Consider the following 21,914-nt stretch of genomic DNA (forward strand, 5'->3'; position numbering starts at 1 on the left):
CCATAGCCTACCTTAAATTCATGAAAAAAATATTTCTTTACGTATTAGCCTGTAGTAGTTTTTCTAGTTTTGCTCAGCAAAGCAACAATGCTCAATTATATGAGGATTTACAATCCATTCAAGTTTTAGGAACAGTCTTGCACGTGGCAGCTCATCCCGACGATGAAAGTACACACATGTTGACTTGGTTTGCCCAAGAACAGCATTGGGAAGCTAATTATTTCTCATGTACTCGTGGAGATGGGGGACAAAACTTAATAGGAGATGAACAAGGAGTTCCCTTAGGATTATTGAGAACGCAAGAACTATTAGCGGCTCGAAAAATAGATGGTGCACATCAATATTTTTCTCAAGCCCTGGATTTTGGTTTCTCTAAATCGACCGATGAAGCCTTGAGTACTTGGAATCATGAATTAATACTGTCCAACTTAGTTTGGGTAATACGGAAATTACAACCTGATATTATTTTCACTAGATTTCCTCCAGATGCTCGAGCAGGACATGGACATCATTCCGCCTCGGCTGCATTAGCCATAGAGGCTTATGCGGCTGCGGCTGATCCTAAGCGCTTTCCTGAACAATTAAGTCGAGGTGTGCAGACTTGGCAAGCCAAACGCTTACTATGGAATACTTTTCGCTTTCCGGGTTCTGCCAACAATACCATCAATGAAAACCAATTTAAAATTCAAATAGGTAATTTTTTACCTGCTTTGGGTGTAAGTACTGGAGAACTAGCGGCCTTAAGTAGAAGCCAACATAAATGCCAGGGCTTTGGATTTGCAGCAGATAGAGGATTGACTACCGAATATTTTGAAACCTTGGCAGGAGAGGCTCCCAAGCAACAGCTTTGGGATGGTGTTTCTACATCTTGGTCAAGAATACCAGGATCAGAAACTGTTGAGACCCAATTGAAAGAGATTATTCGATCTTATCAATGGGAAAAGCCTTATGCCAGTGTAAAGGCCATGATTGCTTTGAAAAAAGCCATTGAAGCTTTACCAAAATCGACCTATCAAGAAAAAAAATTGGTCCAAGTGAAAAATTGGATACTGAAGGCAGCCGCTTTGTATGTAGCTGGAACAACCCAACAAAGTACCATTGCCACAGGGGATACCTTGAATTTCAAAACAGAAATTATCTTAAGAAGTCCATTGACTTTAGAAAATGTACAAGTTAAAGTACTTCAAAAAGATACGACTTTTGCCGGCAAAATTAACAGTTCAAGAAAACTCATTTGGAATGCTAAAATACCTGTAAATCAAGCTTATACACAACCTTATTGGTTACAAAAAGCAAGAAATTTAGGCAATTTTGTGGTAGAGGATCCCATGAAAATAGGACAGGCTGATGTGGACCCAGCTATCAAGGTTCAGCTGAGTTTTCAATTAGAAGGAGAAAACTTTACTATTGAAAAAGCAATTCAGCAAATGTTTGTGGATCCTGTCAAAGGGGAAATCTATCAGCCTATAGCCATTACACCTAAAAGTGTTTTCTCTTTAAGCTCCCAAGTGCTTTTATTACCCATTGGCTCAAAAGCTAGTAAAAGTACCTCGGTAAATATTACAGCCATGTCGACAATAAGTCCTGGTAGCGTTCAAATTAAAAATGAATTAGGGGAAATTTTAGCCCATATTTCATTGGAAAAAGGACTAAAAAAAGGGGAGAAGAGATCCTTTGGTATCACATTTCAAGAATCCTCTTTAAAAGAAACAGGCAAAATCCATCATCAGTTATCCTTGGCTTACACCACAGAGCGAGGGAATTGGATAGATTCATTAGAGCTTCATTCGATTGAATATGCACATATTCCGACTCAACGATATTTTACGGGAGTAGGATTGAATCTCATTCATAGCCCAATTGTGAGTAAAGGTAAGCGTATTGGCTACATTCGTGGAGCGGGGGATAAGGTTCCAGAGGCTTTGTCGCAAATGGGTTATCAAGTGGATTTTTTGAAGGAAAGTGACTTGAAATTTGAATCCTTAAAGAAATATGATGCCATCCTGACTGGAATTAGAGCATACAATACGGAGGATTATTTAGGTAATGCACACCCTGAATTGATGAAATACATCGAAAATGGAGGCAATTATGTGGTTCAATACAATACAGCTAGTTTCTTAGGACCCATGAAAGCTCAAATGTCACCATATCCATTTCAAGTAGGTCGTTCTAGGATTACCCGTGAAAATGCGCAGCCTGAATTTTTGCTAGCTAGCCATGCCGTATTGAATCAACCAAACAAAATCACATCAGAAGATTTCCAAGGTTGGGTACAAGAACGCAGCATCTATTTGGGAGAATCCAGTGACCCACATGTAGAATTTCCATTGGGTTTTACTGATCCGGGAGAAAAACTCGAAAAAGGTAATATTGCTGTAGCTAAGTATGGAAAAGGCCGATTCATTTATACAGGACTTGTGTTCTTCCGTGAATTACCTGCGGCAGTACCGGGTGCATATCGTTTATTTGCCAATTTAATTAGTAACCCAAATAGTAAATGAAATTGAGCATTCTAAGGATAGCTTGTCTTGTATTTGTGATAGCACCATTCAATTCATTGGCGCAAACCTATTCATTTCCTATCATTAGAACAGATAAAATTCAAATTGCGAGGGATTCTTATGGAGTCCCTCATATTTTTGCGCCTACCGATCCAGAAGTAGCTTATGGCTTGGCATGGGCACATGCCGAAGATGATTTTAAGACGATTCAAACCTTAGTTCTGACCGGGAAAGGTAAATTAGGTACTTATTTGGGGAAGAAAGGTGCCCCAGTGGATTATGTATTTGGACTTCTACAAACTAAAAAATTAGTAGAAGAACAAATAAGTACCATGGATCCAAAGTTCATTTTATTGATCAAAGGATATCTTTTAGGTTTAACTGCATATGCAGAAGCCCATCCAAAAGAAGTCCTGAATAAGCATGTTTTTCCTATCAGTGTAGAAGAATATTTATCCACCACCGTTTTTTCTGTCGCTGTATTTTGTGGAGTTGAAAGGACATTACCCAAACTTTTGAATGGAAGCATAGCCACTTTACCAGGATTTACGGGTGAGGGAAGTAATTCTTTTGCCATACATGCCTCCAAATCAGAAAGCGGAGAAAACATGTTGGTTATCAATGCACACCAACCCATTGAAGGCGCTACGGCTTTTTATGAGGCTCATCTTCAAAGTGAGGAAGGTTGGAATATGTTAGGTGGCTTATTTCCTGGAGCACCTTTAATTTTTCATGGAACAAGTCCAAATCTAGCGTGGGCTCATACGGTCAACTTTCAAGACAAAATAGACGTATATCAATTAAAAACAGATGCCAAACACCCAGGAATGTATCAAGTTGATGGGGAATGGTTGCCATTAGAAAAAAGAAAAATCAAGCTAAAAATCAAAGGTTTACCGGTATCCCTTTCCAAAATGGCTTATCGTTCCATTTACGGGCCTACCGTCAAGGGCCCACAAGGAGCCTATTTTTCTATGCGATTACCCTCTTTAATGGATGCCAAAGCATTGGAACAGTGGTATCATATGAATCGTGCTAACAACTTCTCTGAATTTAAAAAGGCATTGGAGGAAAATCATTTGGCCATGTTTAACATCCTATATGCAGATAAGGAAAGTAACATTTTTTATGTTTCCAATGGAAAAATGCCCTATCGCAATCCTGATAAAAAATTTAATTGGGCATCTACCCTGGCAGGAAATACCAAAGCCAGTTTGTGGACTTCTTTTAAACCATTTTCAGCTTTACCGCAATACCATAATCCTAAAAGCGGTTATTTGTTCAATACCAATCATTCTCCCTTTTTAGCTACTGCAGACCAAGAAAACTTAAATCCAAAGGATTTTGATGCCAATGATGGGTATGAATTATACCATAATAACCGAAGTGCCCGTGCCAAGGAATTATTGGAAGTTGAGGATAAAATCAGTTACCAAGAACTAAAGCGCATCAAGTTTGACCGTCAATTGCCTAAGAAAATTTTGTTTCCTTATGGTTATGCGGCAGACTCCTTGTTTTTAATGAATGCTTCGAAATATCCACAAATTCAACCTTTGATTGAAAAACTACAAGCTTGGGACCATGTGGCTTCTCCTGAAAGTCAGGGAGCTTTGATTTATTTGATGGCTTATTACCACATTCCTAAAATTATGGCTGGTCGACAAGATCAAAAACTGACTTCAGTGGAAGCCGTTCAAGTGTATGAATATATTCAAAAGACTTTAATGCAGCATTTCAAACGGACAGACTTGGCTTTAGGTGAAGTTCAAAGACTAGTACGTGGGAAAGAAAATTGGCCTCAGGGTGGTATGCCGGATGTGTTAGCCGCTGTTATGTCCGTTGAGATGGAAGGTGGAAAAAGAAGAATGAATAGCGGTGATGCATATATCCAATTTGTCCGATTCCCCAAAGATGGAGGACTTCCTTTCATTGAATCTATCAATACATTTGGAGCAAGTTCTAATCCAGATAGTCCGCACTTTGCTGATCAAAGACCGCTTTACCAAGCTCAGCAAGTTAAACCCATGACACTGGATAAAAAAATAGTCCTGGAGCAAGCCAAGCGAATATATCATCCGGAGTAATCAGTGTAGAATGTAGAATGAAGAATTTTTCAAACTAGTAATTTATTTAAAAATAGGGGGGCAATTATAAACTCAAATGTCAACCTATATCAGGACAAGACATTCTTCATTCTACATTCTTCATTCCTAATACCTATAAAACCCTTCCCCCGATTTTTCGCCTAATTTTCCTGCATCTACATAGGTTTTTAATAGGGCTGCAAAGGCTTTTGAATTGGCGTCAGGTAATTGGTGAGTGACATGCCATGCCGTATCTAGTCCAATGGAATCCAAAATAGCAAATGGCCCCATAGGAACATGAAAATTCACCATCCATGATTTATCAATATCCTCTATTGTAGCCACCTCATTCACCAACAGTTTTCCAGCAGCTCCTAAGAAAGACAATAACATGGCATTAAAAATATATCCATGATTCTCTTTTTTGAGAACGACAGGTACCTGTTTTAGCTTTTGACCAAAATCTTGTAATATTTTAATCACCTTTGCATCTGTACCTGGATGAGGCATAATATCCACAATTTTCGAATAAAATACATCATGAAAATGAAAGGCGCAAAAACGACTTGGGCGCCCCGTAAATGAAGCTAAAGAGGAGGGAAGTAAATAAGAAGTATTGGTGGTAAATATCGTTTTTTCAGGAGCAATTTGACCCATTCTTGTCCAAACTTGTTGTTTGAGTGCGAGGTCTTCCGTAACCGACTCGGATATGATATCTGCCTCAGCTACAGCCTCCTCATCATTCAAGGTATAGGATAATCTAGTGAATGCTTCGTCGATCGCTAATTGCGTATACAATTCCGAAGCAATTAATCCTTTCGCTATCTTGGAAATCATCTTTTGGGATATAGTAAATGATTCCTCTTTGATATCATATACTTTGACCCAATATCCCGATAATGCAGCTTGAAAGGCTATTCGGCTCCCTAAAGTACCTGCGCCTAAAATACACACCTGTTTGATTTCCATATTATATCCGATGAGTTAAAATACTTTGAACAGCCAATTTTCCACAGGCTTTAACCACATGAATCAAAGCTGCAAAGCGAGGATCTGAGGCAAAACCTTGGACATGCCTTTGGTAGATTTGTTGGGCTATCACACCCACTTTAAATAAACCAAAAGCATAGTAAAAATGTATCTTATCTACATTCAATGAACTCCGTTGAGCATAATAATCAATTACCTCGGCTCGGGTAAAATTACCCTCAGCATAGGATAAATTGAACATTTTTAAAATTTCAGGATCTTTGGCCTCCGCCCAATAAGCTAAAACCGTACCTAGGTCCATTAATGGATCTCCCACAGTGGCCATTTCCCAATCTAGCACCGCTTTAATCTCTGGACTTTCAAAATTGGATAAAACTAAATTATCGTATTTGAAATCATTATGGATGAATCCTACATGCTCTTCTTCTGGAATATGCTGTTTTAGCCAATCAGCCAGATGGTTCATATCCAAGATTTCTTCTGTCTCGGCCTTAGAATATCGATCCGACCAACCCATCACTTGACGAGCAACAAAACCCTCAGGCTTTCCTAAATTTGCCAAACCTGATTTCTCCAATTCCAATTGATGCAATTCCAACAAAACATCCAATGATGTAGCCGAAAGTTGCTTAAAAAAGGGAGGAGAGAGGGATCGCCCTTCCGGCATTTTATTACGTAAAATTGGCCCTTCTACATGTTCCATAATGAAAAATGGTGCATCCCATACACTTTCATCTTCGCAACATAGGATAGGTTTAGGTATTTTCTGATATCCTGCTCTTTCCAGAGCTTCTAAAATCCGAAACTCCCTAACCATATCATGTGCTTTGGAAATTTTCTTTCCCAAAGGTGGCCTCCGCAAAACCCATTTTTCACCTGGGGCTTCTAAGCCATAGGTCAAATTTGAGAAACCTCCTTTAAATGGTTTTAATTTAAAATCTGATGCAGGAACATGTAAATGATCCGACAAATATTCCAATAAAGTGGGATTGCTTAAATTAATCATCTAGCGCTATAGGATTGTATGATTCGCTTCGCTAAAACGGTTTTATGAACTTCATCGGGTCCGTCATAAATTTTGGCTCCTCGCTCATGACGGTACCAAAATGACAAAAGCGTATCATCTGTAATTCCCAATGCTCCATGCACTTGAATCGCCTTATCAATCACTCGCATCAACACATTAGAAACATAAAATTTGATGGTAGAAATATCTTCTTTGGCAGCCTTAGCTCCATATTTTTCAATCAAATAGGCTGTTTGCAAAACCATTAATCGAGAGGCTTTAATTTCTGCGGCACTTTCCGCTATTCCATGCTGTATGCTTTGCTGATCCGCCAAAACATGATTTGGGTTCAATTCCCTAGTCATTGCCCTTTTACAAGTCAATTCCAATACCCGTTCACAAATACCAATCCAGCGCATGCAATGATGAATTCTACCTGGCCCAAGTCGTTCTTGAGCCAAGGCAAAACCTGATCCAGCTTCACCGATTAAATTCGACTTAGGAACCCGACAATCCTTAAACTCAATCTCCCCATGAGATAAATAATCTTCTCCGACATCGCCCATGATAGGAATATTTCGAATCAGGCGATAGCCTGGATTATCCAATGGAACTAAAATCATACTAGCCCGCTGGTAGGGATTGCTATGGTCAGGATCTGTCACGGCCATCACAATGGTAAAATACGCCCCATCGGCAGAAGAAGTAAACCATTTATGTCCATTGATGACATATTCACCTCCATCCAATACGGCACGGGTAGAAAGATGGATGGGATTACTTCCTGCATGTTCGGGTTCAGTCATGGCAAAACAAGAACGGATTTCTCCTTTTTGTAATGGATGAAGGTATTGTGCTTTCAAATCCTCAGAAGCAAATCGATGCATCAGTTCCATATTGCCAATATCGGGAGCTTGGCAGTTAAACACATAATGCCCTAATGGACTTTGTCCCAAAACTTCCGAAATCGAAGCAAATTCCAATAGGCTTAATCCTAATCCTCCTTCCTCTACTGTAAGATGCGGAGCAAATAAGCCCAATGATTTCGCTTTTTTTCTTAAGTCACCTAACACAGGCAAATGAGCCTTAAATGACCCATAAATAGCACTTTGTTCCAAAGGTCTTAGATGCTCTTTGACAAATTGCTGATAAAGGGGCAAAAGTTGAGCCACTCGTTCAGACATATAAATAGCTGGTATTGATTCCATATCGCTTAAATCGTAAATCCGCCATCGGCAGTCAAAACGGTACCCGTAGTATAAGAAGATGCTTCAGAAGCCAAATAAAGTGCCGCTGCGGCTATTTCTTCTGGCTTTCCCACTCTTTTAATGGCTAAGTTTTTCATCATGTGTTTGAGGATATGTTCATTATCCCAAAGAGCTTCCGAAAACTTCGTCTTGATTAATCCCGGACAAATGGCATTGACTCGGATGCCGTGTTCTCCCCATTCCTTGGCAAATACCTCTGTCATGGAAATTAAGGCCGCCTTACTGACACTGTAAATTCCTAAGCCAGCCTCAGGAGATAATCCACCAATGGAGGAAATATTAATAACGGAGGCGCCGTCCGATTTTTTTAAATAAGGAAAGCATATCTTCATCAATTGAAAGGGAGCTTTTAAATTCACTTCAATGATTTTATCAAAGGCTTCTAAACTGGTATCTTCCACAGGGCCAAAAACGGGATTTGTGGCGGCATTATTGACTACAATATCCAATTGTCCATAAAATTCGATGGTCTGATCAACCAGAGCTTGTAACTCGTCCATGTGCCCCACATGGCAGGCGATAGCCTCCACCGACAATCCTTTTTCTCGGAGTTCTAGAGCCATTTCATCCAAAGATTCTTGCTTTCTACTACTGATAACCACTTTAGCTCCTGCTTGGGCATAAGCCTCTGCTATACTTAAACCGATGCCCTTGCTAGCACCTGTAATTAAAGCTACTTTTCCTTCCAAAGAAAATAAGGTGAATGGATGCATAAAATATTCATTTGTTAAGAAACAATTTAAGCATTCTAAGCTAGATTTGAATTGGCTATCAGCGATTTTTTTTACCTTCCTATTTAATTTCCCTTTTAAATCTTCACTGACATGAAACAAGTCATTTTTGAACAAACTGGATTACCGAAAGATGTACTTAAACTGGTCGATGCTCCCATGCCCGAACCCAAAGCGCATGAAGTTAGAATTCAGGTATTAGCCCGAAACATCAATCCTTCGGATATTATGTTTATTCAAGGATTATATGGAATACAGCCCCAATTACCTTGCAGTGCTGGTTTTGAAGCCATGGGGATGATAGAAACCACGGATAGTACATCCGTTTTTCCTGTAGGTACTCGAGTGATATTTACCACGATAGGGACTTGGAAGGAATATGTTTGTGTACCTGTCAATGCGGTGATTCCTGTACCTGCAAACATGAGTAACGAAATGGCTTGTCAGGCATTTGTTAATCCCTTAACGGCCTATGCCATGTTAGAAGCAAGTGGATTGAAAGAAGGCGATCAACTATTGATTACAGCTGGAGCATCTGCTTGGGGAAAATTGGTGATACAAATGGCTAAACAAAAAGGGATATGGGTAGCTGCAACGGTACGACAAGCCTCACAAAAGATGCATTTATACGATTTAGGTGCAGATTTAGTGATTGATACCGAAAATGAAAAAGTTACAAGAATCATCAAGGAACATGCCCCTAATGGTGTTCAAGCTGTATTTGATGCAGTAGGAGGGACATTGGCTGCGCAGGCTTTATCCTGTTTAGCTGTAGGAGGAACCCTACATGTGTTCGGACTTTTAAGCTTGGAAAACATTCCACTAAATTCAGGCCTTTTAATATTTAAAGATTTGACCGTTAAAGGTTTTTGGCTTAGCAGCTGGATGGAAAATGCTAGTCCTGAAACACGAAAAACAGCCATCAAGACTGTTTTTGAGCACTTGAGTAAAGAAAGTATCCAAGTTGACCTTGCCAGCACCTACCCATTAGAAAAATTCCAAGAAGCCATTTGTGCTTATGAAACCCCGGGGAGGAATGGGAAGGTTCTTTTAATGTAGAATGAAGAATGTAGAATTATTATTTACTATTGACTGAAAAGAATTACATAATTTACCAGTTATTCCTGATTCTACATTCTTCATTCTACATTTTACAACATCGACATCACCGCATCATCCCCTTGCAAGGCATTGGCTGGGATAGGATGCTGAGCATTGAAAACACGTAATTCTTGATTTGTTAAAATCACTGATTTGTTTTCATCCACTTCGCCTTTTTTGTTTAAAACGAGGTTCATATCCATTCCTAAGTGCTTAGCTAAAAATGGATATAAAGCCATGCGTTTATTGACGCCATAATCATGTACATCTTTGGCTAAATGCACATTTTCAACCATGGCTTCTTTTTGAAATAAAGAATAAATATGCTTGATGTATGGGTATTCTACATTGGGAGTATTCTTCGTCCAATCTGCACCATCTGAAATTAACAACATAGGCCTAGGAGCCGTTAAAGACGCTATTTCCACGTTATTGGTTTGGTAATCTCCCTTCTTGTGGATTGGCATGCCACTTTCGCAGTTACATCCGCCGAAAAAATGAGCTGAAACCATCACACAAGGAACAGCTACTTTAATTCTTTTATCTAGGGCTGCTAATAAGAAAGTCTGAGTACCTCCACCGGATTCACCTGTCATGCCGATACGTTCGGCATCTACTTGGGGTATATTTAAAAGAAAATCCAAGGCTCTTGTACCATTGATGGTCTGTAATTTTAACGATTTCTTGATTTGATGTGAGCACTGTTGTGAATCTCCATAACCCAACATATCATAAGCAAATACGATAGCACCCATGCGAGCGAGCGTAGCACATCTCCTTTGAGTTTGCTCTCTAAATCTTCCTTCTGCTGCACCGTCATGTCCATGAGTACACAATATTCCTGGGTAACTCTTGCCTGCCACTAATTCAGCCGGACGGTAAAGATTGCCTGTCACATAAAAACCAGGAATACTTTCAAAAGCCACATTTTCAATCGTATAACCACTGTATTCCTTTTTACTATGAATGATAGGAGCTGATTTAGGCGCTGAGGGCATATTGTTTAACTCCATGCCCGCTTTGATTTGCTTGATGATTTGTTCTGAACGCTTATTCCACGCTTTAAGATTTGCTGGTTTATGTTGCTCTAAAAAGGCTTTTCCTTGGGCTTCCGTAAAATAGCCTCCTCGACAAAGTTCGGGTTCATCGCCAGCCATGGCCCGAGTGGAAGAAGGAAGGCAAAATGATCCTAAAGTAAGGCTAGCAGATTGTAAAAAATGTCTACGTTTGATGTTCATGGTATAATAGGTTTAAATACTATTTTGCTTTTTTCAATTTGATTTGGAGCTCCATCTCTTGGATCCGATACTTGATCATTTCACGAATCAACTCCTTGGGTAATGGTTGAGTCATGGGAAATTGAATGGTACCTTTTGACATGACATATTGCTTAGACTGGTCTTGAAAGGCTTCAATGCAGCCAGCATGAGGGAATAAACTAATGTGCTCTTTAAATGCACCAAAATAGGCTACAATTTTCCCTTTCCATTTAAATGCAGGCAAATGATACGAGATTACTTCTACTGCATCAGGCAGTAATTGCTTCACGATCTTCCGAATCTCCTGCAAATGACCTTGTTTATCGAAATCTTGAGATTCAAAATAGTGGTCAATGGATTGATAATTGAATTTATCCATGTTTAAATTTTTCCAAAATGTAAAGAAAAAAATAATGCTATCTAGTAAATCTTGAGAATTATCATTTCAAAATAGATTCATATTGAATTGGGTAATCTATATTTACTTTATTCAATCAAAATCATTAAATATGCTATTTATATGAATTTCCTATTCAAAAAGATAAAAGACCAAAAGTCAAGAGTCGCTGCTTACAGCATTTCATTCATACGTTTAACACTAGTTTGGCTACTTTCTATCTTTTTCTTGAGTCTTTTAGAAATCACAATAAATAGCTTAAGTAAACAATTTCCCTCTAAAATATTTCAGGTAATAGCTTTTGCATTTGTTAGTGATTTCAATTTTTGGATCTCCTATCTCTTTAGTTTGTATTTCTTCTATTTATTCATTTCCTATATATCTTTTAGTTTAGCCAATCTACTAGCTAAACTTGGACTCCTCTTATTTTTTGCTCTACAATTGGCTTTAATGGTGTATTTCTACACGACTTCTGTGCCTTTAGGATCCGACTTATTCAGTTATTCGTTGAGAGATATTTTTCTTATAATAAGCGCATCCTCAGGTTTTAGCAACTCCGTTATATTTATATTTTTGGGACTATGGGTATTATTATATATTACAATTCAATTTCTGCCTAAAAAGGTGAAGATGTCTCCCCGAATGGCCCTATTATTTCCAGCAGTTTCTATATTTTTCTATTTTATTCCAAGTAAATCAACCGCGTTTCACCTAGGTTCAGAATATGAAAACAACCTAACTATTAATAAAACTGCCTTTTTTTTATCTGCTAGTGTTGATTATATTTTTCCCTCATTTGATGAAATTGATATCTATGCTGATAGTTATATTGGTGATTATGATGGTATGGATTCTAAAAAGAGTCAAACGACCTATCCATTTGAATATGAGTATCCTTTCTATCATAGTAACCAAGCTCCAGATGTATTATCACCATTTTTTCAACCCATAAAAAGTCAACCCAATATTGTCATCATTTTGGTGGAAGGATTGGGGAGAGCGTTTTCAAATGAAGAGGCCTATTTAGGCAGTTTCACTCCATTTTTAGATTCATTGGCTAACAAAAGTCTCTATTGGAAAAACATGCTAAGTGCAGGAGGAAGAACATTTGCCGTTCTTCCCTCCCTCATGAGTTCTATGCCTTTTGGTAAAAATGGTATTTTGGAAATGGCCCCTAATATGCCTAGTCATCTTTCTTTATATAGCATATTAAAAAGAAATGGGTATCAAACTTCTTTTTATTATGGCGGTAATACTGAATTTGATAACATGAAATCATATTTAATCAATAATCATGTTGATCAAATCATAGAAGAAAAATCATTCCCTGATGGATATACCAAATTGCCTGTTACCTCTCAAAATTTCACTTGGGGCTATTCTGACGACCAATTATATCGATTATACTTTGAGAGGAAAAATAAATCAGTTAATAAAAAACCAGAACTTAATGTGATTTTGACCGTAGCTACTCACGATCCATTTCTCATTAAAAATCAAGAAAAATACATTAATATGGCTAAGCTTAGGATTGATAAATTAAGTCTTGGTGTGGAAAAAAAAGCAGAAAACCACAATTTCTTACATCAATATTCCTGTATCATGTATGCTGATGAATCCATAAAAAAATTCTTTCAGGAATATGCCAAACGATCTGACTATAACCAAACCATTTTTATTATTACAGGAGATCACCGTATGCCTGAAATACCAATAAGTACCAAGATTGATCGATACCATGTTCCGCTGCTGATTTATTCACCCATGTTAAAGCGAAATGCTCAATTTGCTTCTGTATCCACACATTTTGATATTATTCCAAGTGTACTTTCCTTGTTAGAGAAACAAACAAATATAAAACTTCCTAAGGCAGGAAATAGCTGGATGGGAGATGGATTAGATACCTTTAGAATCTTTAGAAATATTCACCAATTTCCCCTGATGCAAAATAAATCTACCTTAATAGATTTTATCATGAATGAATATCATATTAATGGAAATAGTCTATTCAAAATCACTGAAAATATGGATGAGAGTCCAATTAGTGATGAAATTAAACTAAAACAATTACAAGCAGAATTTAATCGCTTTAAAGAGAAAAATGCTAAAGTCAAACCCGGATTTAAACTAGTTCCAGATTCATTAATCAGTCGATATGGAATTAACTGATACTTTAGAATTTTGACTTGCATCATCAAGAATTTGATTCATTAATGGGCGATAAAATTCCCAAAAAAAACTCCTTCGTTCCATAGGATTATTATCATTATAGAATAAAAATTTAAAGGCGTCGATACCCTTAAAATAGGAGAAGTTCATTTGAACAGGATTATCGCAAAAATCACCTGAAAAATAATAAAAGGGAGCAAAACCCGATTTGGCTTTTATGACAGCAGGAAATGTTCTAGGAATACCGTATTTCTTCAACTCAGCTGATCCTAAAGCATTGGTTTTTAAAACAAATTGGGATACAACCTCATTCATATGTGTATCAGGTACAATCACATCAAACCAAAATGGATATTTCATCTCCTGGGGCAAACCATATTTTATCTGACCCAATTCCCCACTTTCAATATATGGAATAGGATTGTTTAAATGATTTTGATCTTCCAAAACAACCACTTGCCCTTTTTCCTCATGTACAAAAGCTATTCCCGACTTTTTAAAATTCCATTTTATGGAGTGAGTGGAATTATAATTTTTTACCATCCAAGGAGGTAATTCCAAATTCACAGTTGTATCTAAATTATCAAAAAACCTCGCAGTCCAACCTGACCAGCGCATACCAAACATGGATTCAAATTTTTCTCGATTCTCCTTTGTTGTCGGCGAACCAATAGTATTAAATTCTGCGACTACCAGTTTTTTCTTATTCTTCATCAACTGAAGAAACTCTAAATCTTGTTTACTTAATCCTCCATAAAGCATTCCAAATCCAACAGTCTCACCGACACTTTTGTGATACCACTCTTGTTTATAAATCCCATAGGTATCGGTAAAATAAGTCATAACAGCGTCTTCACTTAATTGCTTTAATTGATTCGATGAAAATCTTTCTAGTCCTTTGATTTTAAACTGTTCATTATCTTTAGGAAAAAAACCAAAATAGTCGTGGTCAATTTTATAGTAATCCGAACTTGTTTTAGTCAAGCGTTTTTGATTCAATATCCAAAACAAACTGATATGCTCATTTCCATCCTTGCTTGAGGAAGATTTATCAATGATCACCACATTCCATACGGTTCTAGGAGCAAAAAACCATAGGATGAACATGATAAGTGGGACAAGCCAGATTGGACTAAAAAACCAAAAAATCTTACTCTTAAGAATTTTAGCCATGAGTTCTAAAATCGACGAATATACCCAACTCCTAATTCAAAGGCATTCCCACGAGTATCTTTTCTGTATTCCTGATTAGTCCAACTCGCTTTAAAATTGATGATATGAAAAGAATTAATCGAACGTCTATATCCCAAGGTTAAACCAGTAGATTGTAATTTATAAGCAGAAGCATTGATTAGAACTATATTTCTTTGATCATCAGGAGAAAGTCCTGTACTTAATACTAAACTTAAAAAATCATCGGTTCCACCTACATAATATCGGGTAGTGAAGGCAAACGATTGACTCACTTGACCAGAAGAAGGAGTTAAATATGTCCTCAAATTAAACCAAAATGATTTGACGTATTTTCCCAAAGAAGCTGTATAAATCCAAGTATTATCGCCAAACCTTAAATAACGAAATCCAACTTCAGCTTCCATGCTCTTAGGTAAATTGGCATACAGAGAGAAGCCTGATCTAGATTGAGGAAAAACACCCAAATTGGGAGAATATCCACCACTGACATATGCCATAAAAGTATTCGATAAGCGGGGATAAGCATCCACTTCAAATTGAACACCATTTTCATTAAAGCGATTGGCATAATTAATTCTTCCTATAATAGAACCAATCGAAGTTTGTCTAGCATAATCAAGGCTTGTTAAATACCAAGGATCATCAAATTGTTTATCAAACGAAACAAAAGTATAATTTACACCAATCCTATTCGCAGAGCTATTTTCTCTTATACGGGTAGCCAAAGCTCGTGCGTCAGCTTGTTTTGGATATTTGGCCAATACCTCGCTTATTACTTGATCCGCATCTGACCATTTTTTTAAATCATTAAGAAATTTAGCTTTTAGGATGGCTAATTCAACAGATGAAGGAAAATAACCCAATCCTTGATTACTTAAAAATAGTGCTCTTTCAGAATTGTCATTCCAAAATTCTAAATTGGCATAAGCAACATAAGCATCTTCGATATCTGCTTTTTGTTGAAGGACAAGATCAAATTCCCTTCTAGCACTATCAACTTGCTTTTCCCAGGCGTATATTCGACCTAAAAATATACGAATATCATAGTAATTAGGAGATTTTTGTAAAGCTGCTTTGGCTAATTGTATGGCCAATGGATACTGTTTCTGTTCAAAAGCTGCTGCTCTCGCTTGGCTGAAAAATTCCTCTGCATTTTGCGCCAAGGACGAAAATGAGTTGCATAAGAATATGACAAATAAAGAAATTGATAATTTTAAAGACATAGCAGGAACGAAAAACGTATTTCTATAAAATTATAAAAAAAAGCGAAAAAAAAGTGATTTGGGAGTTTTATTAGGGATTAGGTGTTAGTTATTAGGGATTAGTTGTTTGGAATGCTCATTGAGCTCTGCTATCTAAACCCTAATAATTTAAAAATTATCATTTACCATTAATTTATCGTCTTTTCCCGTAGAAAAAGCTTTATTGTAATCAATCCCTTGGTGCTGATTAGCAATAAACTTAATGCCTTGTAAAAGATGATTTCTGTACAATGGATTCTGATAATCTGTTTTGGCATGTCCTAAAGTAGTCACCCAAACATGTCCTCCTTGGAAATTTTGGTACCAAACTGCTGGAAAATAATCCCCAAAAGTACCTGTATTTTTAAGAATTAAATCCGATTGTTTTTTGTCTAGAGTGTTTACATCATGCATCATCAAAACACGGATACCTGGATACATTTCTCTTCCAAAATAACACTCATCTTCTTTGGTCCAAACACGAGGAATTCCCTTCATCGATGGATGCTTAGGATCAATATTGATTAAAGAAAATGATTGAAAATTAGCATGCCATGTGAATGTTTCCCCTACCATCATTTTAAACCAAGCCCACTTTCTTTCCGTGCCCGTCACAGAATGTACTCCTACAAAACCTCCTCCAGCTTCTATGTAGCGCCTAAATGCCACACGCTGCTCATCATTGGCAAAAACATCATTGTTGGTACTAGTGAAAATAAGCATAGAATACTTTTTCAAATTAGCCTCCGTAAAAATGCTTGGATCATCTGATACATCTACTATAAACTTATTTTCGGCCCCCAGTTCTTGAATGCTAGCTACCGCGGAAGGAATATTATCATGCACATAGCCTACACCGTTTTTGGTATACACTAAAACCCGACTATTCTTTAATTTATTTTTTTGAGCCCATAAGGGAGAAAGTAGGGTACAAAAAACGAAAGCGAGTAACAAAAGGCGATGGTAGACGGAAAATTTCATATTATTTTTTAATCAATGAACTACGCTTAAAACCCAAATGCACTTCATTTTTACTCAAAATTGATCGATTAAAAATTTATGGATTGGTACCATGCTGGTCAATCAAATAAATAATAGCCGCCATATTAACAGCACCTAAATGTAATTCTCGTTTATTCACATTTTCAAATACATCCGTTTTTGCATGGTGTAAATCAAAATAACGTTGACTATCTGGAATTAAACCTGACAAAACGATCGACGGGTTTACTTTCACCAAAGGCCCAATATCGGCTCCTGTACCTCCTAAAGTCAGTTCACCACCAAAAGGCTTAAACAGGGGAGACCAAGTTTGAAATTTCTTCCATTGCTCTTTAGAACAAGTAATTCCAATGGATCGAGGTGTAAATCCTCCTTCATCACTTTCCAAGGCAAAAATATGTTTCTCATGATTTAATTTCGCTTGATTGGCGTACTCATTTCCTCCCCGCATCCCATTTTCTTCATTGGCAAATAAAACAAAGCGTATAGTCCGCTTCGGTCGATAATGGATCGCTTTCATTGTTCTAAGAATCTCCATCGTTTGCACGATCCCCGCACCGTCATCGTGCGCACCTTCATTGATATCCCAACTATCCAAATGACCTCCAACCGTAATGATTTCTTCTGGAAATTCAGATCCTTTTAATTCTGCCACCACGTTATTTTCATCCACGTCTGGCAAAAAATATCCGTAAGTCTGCAACTGAACACGAACGGTCGACTTTTTACTCAATTCATATAGTTCTTTGGCATCTTCTGGACCTAAAGCTAATGCGGGTATTTTAGGATAAGCCTCATCGTAGCTTGTACTTCCAGTATGCGGCTCATTGTCTGTGGCAGAACTTAAGGAATGAATCATCACTCCAACAGCTCCGTATTTTGCGGCGCGACTAGGACCTGCCCGACGAAAAACACCGGACTCAGCATAGGCTTTAAAGGTTTGGAACTTGGTTGGGTCAAAAACACTATGAAAATAAACAACTTTACCCTTGATTTCATCATTGCGCTTTTCCATTTCGTCAAAACTCGCAAATGCAATTACATCAGCTTCTAATAATCCATTAGAACCCATAGAATTACCCAAGGCAAGCGCTTTCATAGGACGAATTTGTGATTTCCCATTCAATCCCACGATAGCAGCAAAATCATTTCCTCCACGCTTCCAATTGGGCGTTTTTACAGCTTGAAAATAGACTTTATCTGCTTGAAATTCTTCTAGACTTCTTTTTCCCCAAATGGCTGCATTTTGTTGCTGCGGCGATCCAGCCAATCGGCCTCCAATTTGTTTAGTTAATTCCCTCAATTTATCATAGGCTTTTCCATGCCTCATGATTTCATCAGCCATTTTCTTAATCGTCAAGCTATCTTGTGAAGATTGGGCGTTTGCAAAAAAAGGAACAGTGAAAAGTAAAATAAGTAGTTTGCGCATGAAAGAATTCGTTTGTTGAGATATAAATCTAAAAAACAATCAGGAATATATTGACCTGCCTTTCAAATTCCAACTATTGAAATTTTGGACATGGGCATACCTCAAGCAATCATTCGTTTATTTTTAGGAATTACATTAGAAAAATTCGCAGGAAAAAATAGTAAATTGGAGCGTTAAAAATGGACAAAACCCTTTAAATACCTAATCCTTTCCATCATGAAGTATCTCATTTTACTCGCATTAGCCAGTTTTTCACTTTTGGGCCAAATTGAAAAAAAAGATGTTGGACCCTTAAAAGGTGGTACTTATCAAATCCTAATTCCCAACAATTGGAATAAAAAATTGGTCATGTATGCCCATGGATACCAATTTCAAGGTCAAAAACCTCAAGAAGCCAATGTCGGATTAGAAAAACGATTACAAGTTTTTCTAGATCGTGGTTTTGCCATTGCTGCTTCGGATTATCCTGCGGTAGGCTTTGTGATGCCTGAAGGTATTGATGCGACAGAAGAATTAAGACAAGCATTTGTCAAAAACATGGGGAAACCTGATTCTACCTTCATGGTAGGGCATTCCATGGGAGGGGGCGTTACTTTGGGAATCATGGAAAATTTTGGTGAAAATTACCATGGGGCTCTTCCATTATGTCCATTAGCCTCTAGACCTTATCTTCAATGTAGGAAGGAATATGATATGTATGCGACTTTCAATGGCCTTTTTCCTGGCATCATACCCAGCCTGAAAGATATATTTGATGTTAATTCACAAGTTGGATATGTCAATCTATCTCAAGCTGGTCCCAAAATTGGACAGATCATGAAAGCCATCATGGAGAAAGATTCAACATTGGCAAAGGCATTTGCTAAAAGATTTGATTTGAAATTAAAAGATCTAGGGGGATCGCTGTTTTTCAATCAAAACGTATTGAGAGATATTGCGGTCAGGTTAGGAGGAAACCCATTTGATAACTTACAAACAGTATATTCAGGTTTTCCAGATGACCTATTGACCAACCAAGTAGCAGAAAGATTAGCCGCTTCGAAAAACCCGAATCTATTATTTTCCCGGTATGATCGTACAGGAAACATCAATAAGCCAGTTTTACTGGTACATACCATTTATGATCAATTAATTCCTCCTAGTTATGCTGTGGTGAATTATGAAAACATGGTGCATCAACAACAAAAAGATCAATATTTCACCGTTAAATATACCAATGGACAGGCACATTGTGCTTTTACCCCCCAGCAAATGGCTACTTCATTTGATTTATTGAGAAATTGGGCAAAAAATGGCGTGAAACCACAGGGAGGATTTTTAAAATAATGGAGAATCCAGTCAAAATACATTCGAATGGCCCCATGTCGGGATTTCAGATTTTAATGGTAGCCCTTTGTTTTTTAATGAATTTCAATGATGGAATAGATGTATTAATCGTGTCTTTTTCTAGTTCTGAAATCATTCGAGAGTTTGGTTTATCCAAAACAGAAATGGGCTATATTTTCAGTGCAGGCTTAGCAGGTATGACCTTGGGCTGTTTTTCATTAGCCCCCTTGGCAGACAAATATGGCAGAAGGAAAATCTTTTTGATATCCTTGCTTATGATCAGCCTAGGGATGTTTGGTGTGGCTTTTGCCCAAGATTATTTACCCATATTGGCTTGGCGTTTTTTAACAGGATTGGGCATAGGAGGTATTTTACCCACCATTGCCACTACAGCAGCCGAGTATTCCAACGATAAATACCGAGATTTTAACGTAGGCTTAATTCAGGCAGGATGGCCCATTGGAGCCATTTTAACGGGCCTCATTTGTGCTGATTTAATTCCGATCAAAGGATGGCATTATGCCTTCTTTCTGGCAGGTTGTTTTTCAGCCATGATGACCATTTTGGTGTTCTTTGTCATGCAAGATTCGGAAGAATTTCAAACTAAAAAAATAGAAGAGCAAGGGATCAAAGTATTATTAACAGAAGAATTGAAACCAAATACTTGGCGACTCTGGTTAGCGGCCTTTTTTGGCTTTATGACCTTGTATACCGTGATGAGTTGGGTTCCTACCATAGCCAAAGATTCAGGAATGCCTTTTGAACTAGCTACTTATGTAGGTATTTCTCTTAATATTGGCGCTGCTATAGGCTCTTCGTCCATTGGTGCTTTGGGTTCCAAATTCGGATTGAAGAAAACCCATTTTATTTACATGCTTGCGGCATTTATCGTCATGCAATTATATGCTTTTTTACCTCTAAATACGGTAATAATATTCATCTTGGTCATGTTCATTGGTGTATTTGCTCAAGGTGGATTTAACGGTATCTGGCCTATATTATCCCGTATTTATCCCACGTCCATTCGTGCTACGGGAGTTGGGTATACGGTGGGTATCGGTCGACTAGGTGCCATTTTAGGCCCGGCTGTCTTCGGAATTTTATCGGATAATCAAGTGAGCAATACGGTATTGTTTGTTTTATTTTCTTTACCACTATTGGTGATGGGTTTCATTATTCGAACCTTACCTTCCAACAAATTATGAGAGCAGCCGTTTTAGAAAAACCGAATTATATTCAAGTACAAAACCTTGAAAAACCAGTTCCCAAAGCGAATGAAATACGGATTCGTTTGAAGTCAACAGGGATTTGTGGGTCTGATGTGCATTTATTCTTAGGCGATCGATTATTGCCTGTACCCACGGTATTGGGTCATGAAGGACTAGGAAATGTTGAGGCTATCGGATCTCTGGTTAGAGGTTTTCAGATAGGTCAAAGAGTCGTTATAGAGCCCAATATTCCCTGCGGTTCATGTCGTTTTTGTCAACAGGGCAGAGGAAATATTTGTCCAAATAAACAAGTCATAGGAGTTAATTCCCCCGGTTGTTTTGCAGAATACATCTGTTTGGACGCTGATTTTTGTTGGAAATTACCTGATTCCATTTCGGATGAAGATGCGGTGTGCATTGAACCTTTGGCAGTTGCTGTACATGCTTTGAAAGTAAGTTCTGTTAGCTCAAAAGGCCCTATAGCCATATTTGGATTAGGAGCTATTGGTTTATTGTTATGTCAATTAGCGCTGACAAAAGGCTACCAAGTTTGGGTAAAAGACTTAAATGAAGACAAACAAAGCTTGGCTGTTGCCATGGGAGCAGGCATATTGCCTGCAGAAGGATTGGAATCATTTTTATATGATCAAGAAGTTGCTGCTATATTTGATTGTGTCGGTGTAGCTAAGGCCACCAATTTAATCTTAGAAACTGCACCTAGAGGCTCAGAGATCATCTTAGTTGGACTAGCCAATGAATCAGCACAGTTTGTACCTTTAAAAATCGCGAGAGAAGGAATTTCCATTTTACCCTCCATCATTTACGATCATCCTTTTGACTTCGCGGAAACAATTGACTTGATAGCAAAGGATAAAATTCATCCGGGTCAAATTATTTCTGGCCGTTTTCCTTTGGATAGGATAGAGGAAGCTATGGCTTTGGCTGTGAGTGGAATAGCTACGAAGGTTGTTTTGGATATGGAATAAGGATTATATCTTCCATCAA

The 21,914-nt window shown here is 37.8% G+C and carries 17 protein-coding genes; 7 read left to right on the forward strand and 10 right to left on the reverse strand.

All coding sequences use genetic code 11. From position 1 onward, the window contains the following. The first annotated feature begins 20 nt into the window (after positions 1-20). Both U0R11_RS05765 and U0R11_RS05770 read left to right on the forward strand, forming a co-directional pair. The gene (locus tag U0R11_RS05765; protein ID WP_406750467.1) at positions 21-2,504 is read left to right on the forward strand and encodes a PIG-L family deacetylase; all 2,484 of its coding nucleotides are present in this window, start codon (positions 21-23) and stop codon (positions 2,502-2,504) included. After that, on the forward strand, positions 2,501-4,588 hold the full coding sequence (locus U0R11_RS05770; protein WP_406750469.1) for a penicillin acylase family protein: 2,088 nt from the start codon (positions 2,501-2,503) through the stop codon (positions 4,586-4,588). The genes U0R11_RS05765 and U0R11_RS05770 overlap by 4 nt, the downstream gene beginning before the upstream one ends. Before the next feature lie 126 nt (positions 4,589-4,714). Here U0R11_RS05770 and U0R11_RS05775 read toward each other — a convergent pair whose 3' ends face one another. The 4 genes from U0R11_RS05775 to U0R11_RS05790 are packed head-to-tail and all read right to left on the reverse strand — an operon-like array spanning position 4,715 to position 8,565. Beyond that, on the reverse strand, positions 4,715-5,557 hold the full coding sequence (locus tag U0R11_RS05775) for a 3-hydroxyacyl-CoA dehydrogenase (protein ID WP_406750471.1): 843 nt from the start codon (positions 5,555-5,557) through the stop codon (positions 4,715-4,717). Between the two features lies 1 nt (position 5,558). After that, a complete protein-coding gene (locus U0R11_RS05780; protein ID WP_406750473.1) occupies positions 5,559-6,584 on the reverse strand; it encodes a phosphotransferase family protein in 1,026 nt (341 codons plus the stop codon). After that, a complete protein-coding gene (locus tag U0R11_RS05785; protein ID WP_406750475.1) occupies positions 6,581-7,792 on the reverse strand; it encodes an acyl-CoA dehydrogenase family protein in 1,212 nt (403 codons plus the stop codon). The genes U0R11_RS05780 and U0R11_RS05785 overlap by 4 nt, the downstream gene beginning before the upstream one ends. A gap of 5 nt (positions 7,793-7,797) precedes the next feature. Then, the gene (locus U0R11_RS05790) at positions 7,798-8,565 is read right to left on the reverse strand and encodes a glucose 1-dehydrogenase (RefSeq protein ID WP_406750477.1); all 768 of its coding nucleotides are present in this window, start codon (positions 8,563-8,565) and stop codon (positions 7,798-7,800) included. 111 nt (positions 8,566-8,676) lie between these two features. Between U0R11_RS05790 and U0R11_RS05795 the strand changes: the two genes are divergently transcribed. Beyond that, positions 8,677-9,642: a zinc-dependent alcohol dehydrogenase family protein gene (locus U0R11_RS05795; protein WP_406750479.1), complete on the forward strand. Its 966-nt coding sequence runs from the start codon at positions 8,677-8,679 to the stop codon at positions 9,640-9,642. A 92-nt stretch (positions 9,643-9,734) separates the two neighbouring features. On the opposite strand, the gene U0R11_RS05800 is transcribed toward U0R11_RS05795, so the two are convergent. Further along, positions 9,735-10,922: an alpha/beta hydrolase family protein gene (locus tag U0R11_RS05800; protein WP_406750481.1), complete on the reverse strand. Its 1,188-nt coding sequence runs from the start codon at positions 10,920-10,922 to the stop codon at positions 9,735-9,737. Positions 10,923-10,941: 19 nt separating this feature from the next. Further along, a complete protein-coding gene (locus tag U0R11_RS05805) occupies positions 10,942-11,322 on the reverse strand; it encodes an iron chaperone (protein WP_406750483.1) in 381 nt (126 codons plus the stop codon). 660 nt (positions 11,323-11,982) lie between these two features. Here U0R11_RS05805 and U0R11_RS05810 point away from each other — a divergent pair. Next, on the forward strand, positions 11,983-13,509 hold the full coding sequence (locus U0R11_RS05810; protein ID WP_406750484.1) for an LTA synthase family protein: 1,527 nt from the start codon (positions 11,983-11,985) through the stop codon (positions 13,507-13,509). Here U0R11_RS05810 and U0R11_RS05815 read toward each other — a convergent pair. The 4 genes from U0R11_RS05815 to U0R11_RS05830 form a co-directional block, all read right to left on the reverse strand. After that, positions 13,483-14,682, reverse strand: a complete 1,200-nt coding sequence (locus tag U0R11_RS05815) for a hypothetical protein (protein WP_406750485.1) — start codon at positions 14,680-14,682, stop codon at positions 13,483-13,485. The genes U0R11_RS05810 and U0R11_RS05815 overlap by 27 nt on opposite strands. A gap of 5 nt (positions 14,683-14,687) precedes the next feature. Continuing rightward, positions 14,688-15,926, reverse strand: a complete 1,239-nt coding sequence (locus U0R11_RS05820; RefSeq protein WP_406750487.1) for a YaiO family outer membrane beta-barrel protein — start codon at positions 15,924-15,926, stop codon at positions 14,688-14,690. 147 nt (positions 15,927-16,073) lie between these two features. Beyond that, entirely contained in the window at positions 16,074-16,925 is an 852-nt protein-coding gene (locus U0R11_RS05825; RefSeq protein WP_406750489.1) for a ThuA domain-containing protein, read from the reverse strand. Positions 16,926-17,001: 76 nt separating this feature from the next. Further along, the gene (locus U0R11_RS05830; RefSeq protein ID WP_406750490.1) at positions 17,002-18,375 is read right to left on the reverse strand and encodes a M20/M25/M40 family metallo-hydrolase; all 1,374 of its coding nucleotides are present in this window, start codon (positions 18,373-18,375) and stop codon (positions 17,002-17,004) included. Positions 18,376-18,591: 216 nt separating this feature from the next. Between U0R11_RS05830 and U0R11_RS05835 the strand changes: the two genes are divergently transcribed. The 3 genes from U0R11_RS05835 to U0R11_RS05845 are packed head-to-tail and all read left to right on the forward strand — an operon-like array spanning position 18,592 to position 21,895. Beyond that, positions 18,592-19,701 (forward strand): alpha/beta hydrolase family protein, encoded by a 1,110-nt coding sequence (locus tag U0R11_RS05835; RefSeq protein WP_406750492.1) that lies wholly within the window; start codon positions 18,592-18,594, stop codon positions 19,699-19,701. Beyond that, on the forward strand, positions 19,701-20,906 hold the full coding sequence (locus U0R11_RS05840) for an MFS transporter (RefSeq protein WP_406750493.1): 1,206 nt from the start codon (positions 19,701-19,703) through the stop codon (positions 20,904-20,906). Before U0R11_RS05835 ends, U0R11_RS05840 begins: the two co-directional genes overlap by 1 nt. Continuing rightward, on the forward strand, positions 20,903-21,895 hold the full coding sequence (locus tag U0R11_RS05845; protein WP_406750495.1) for a zinc-dependent alcohol dehydrogenase: 993 nt from the start codon (positions 20,903-20,905) through the stop codon (positions 21,893-21,895). The genes U0R11_RS05840 and U0R11_RS05845 overlap by 4 nt, the downstream gene beginning before the upstream one ends. Positions 21,896-21,914: the final 19 nt, after the last annotated feature.

It is taken from the genome of Aquirufa salirivi (genome assembly GCF_045310485.1).
Taxonomy (GTDB): Bacteria; Bacteroidota; Bacteroidia; order Cytophagales; family Spirosomataceae; genus Aquirufa; species Aquirufa salirivi.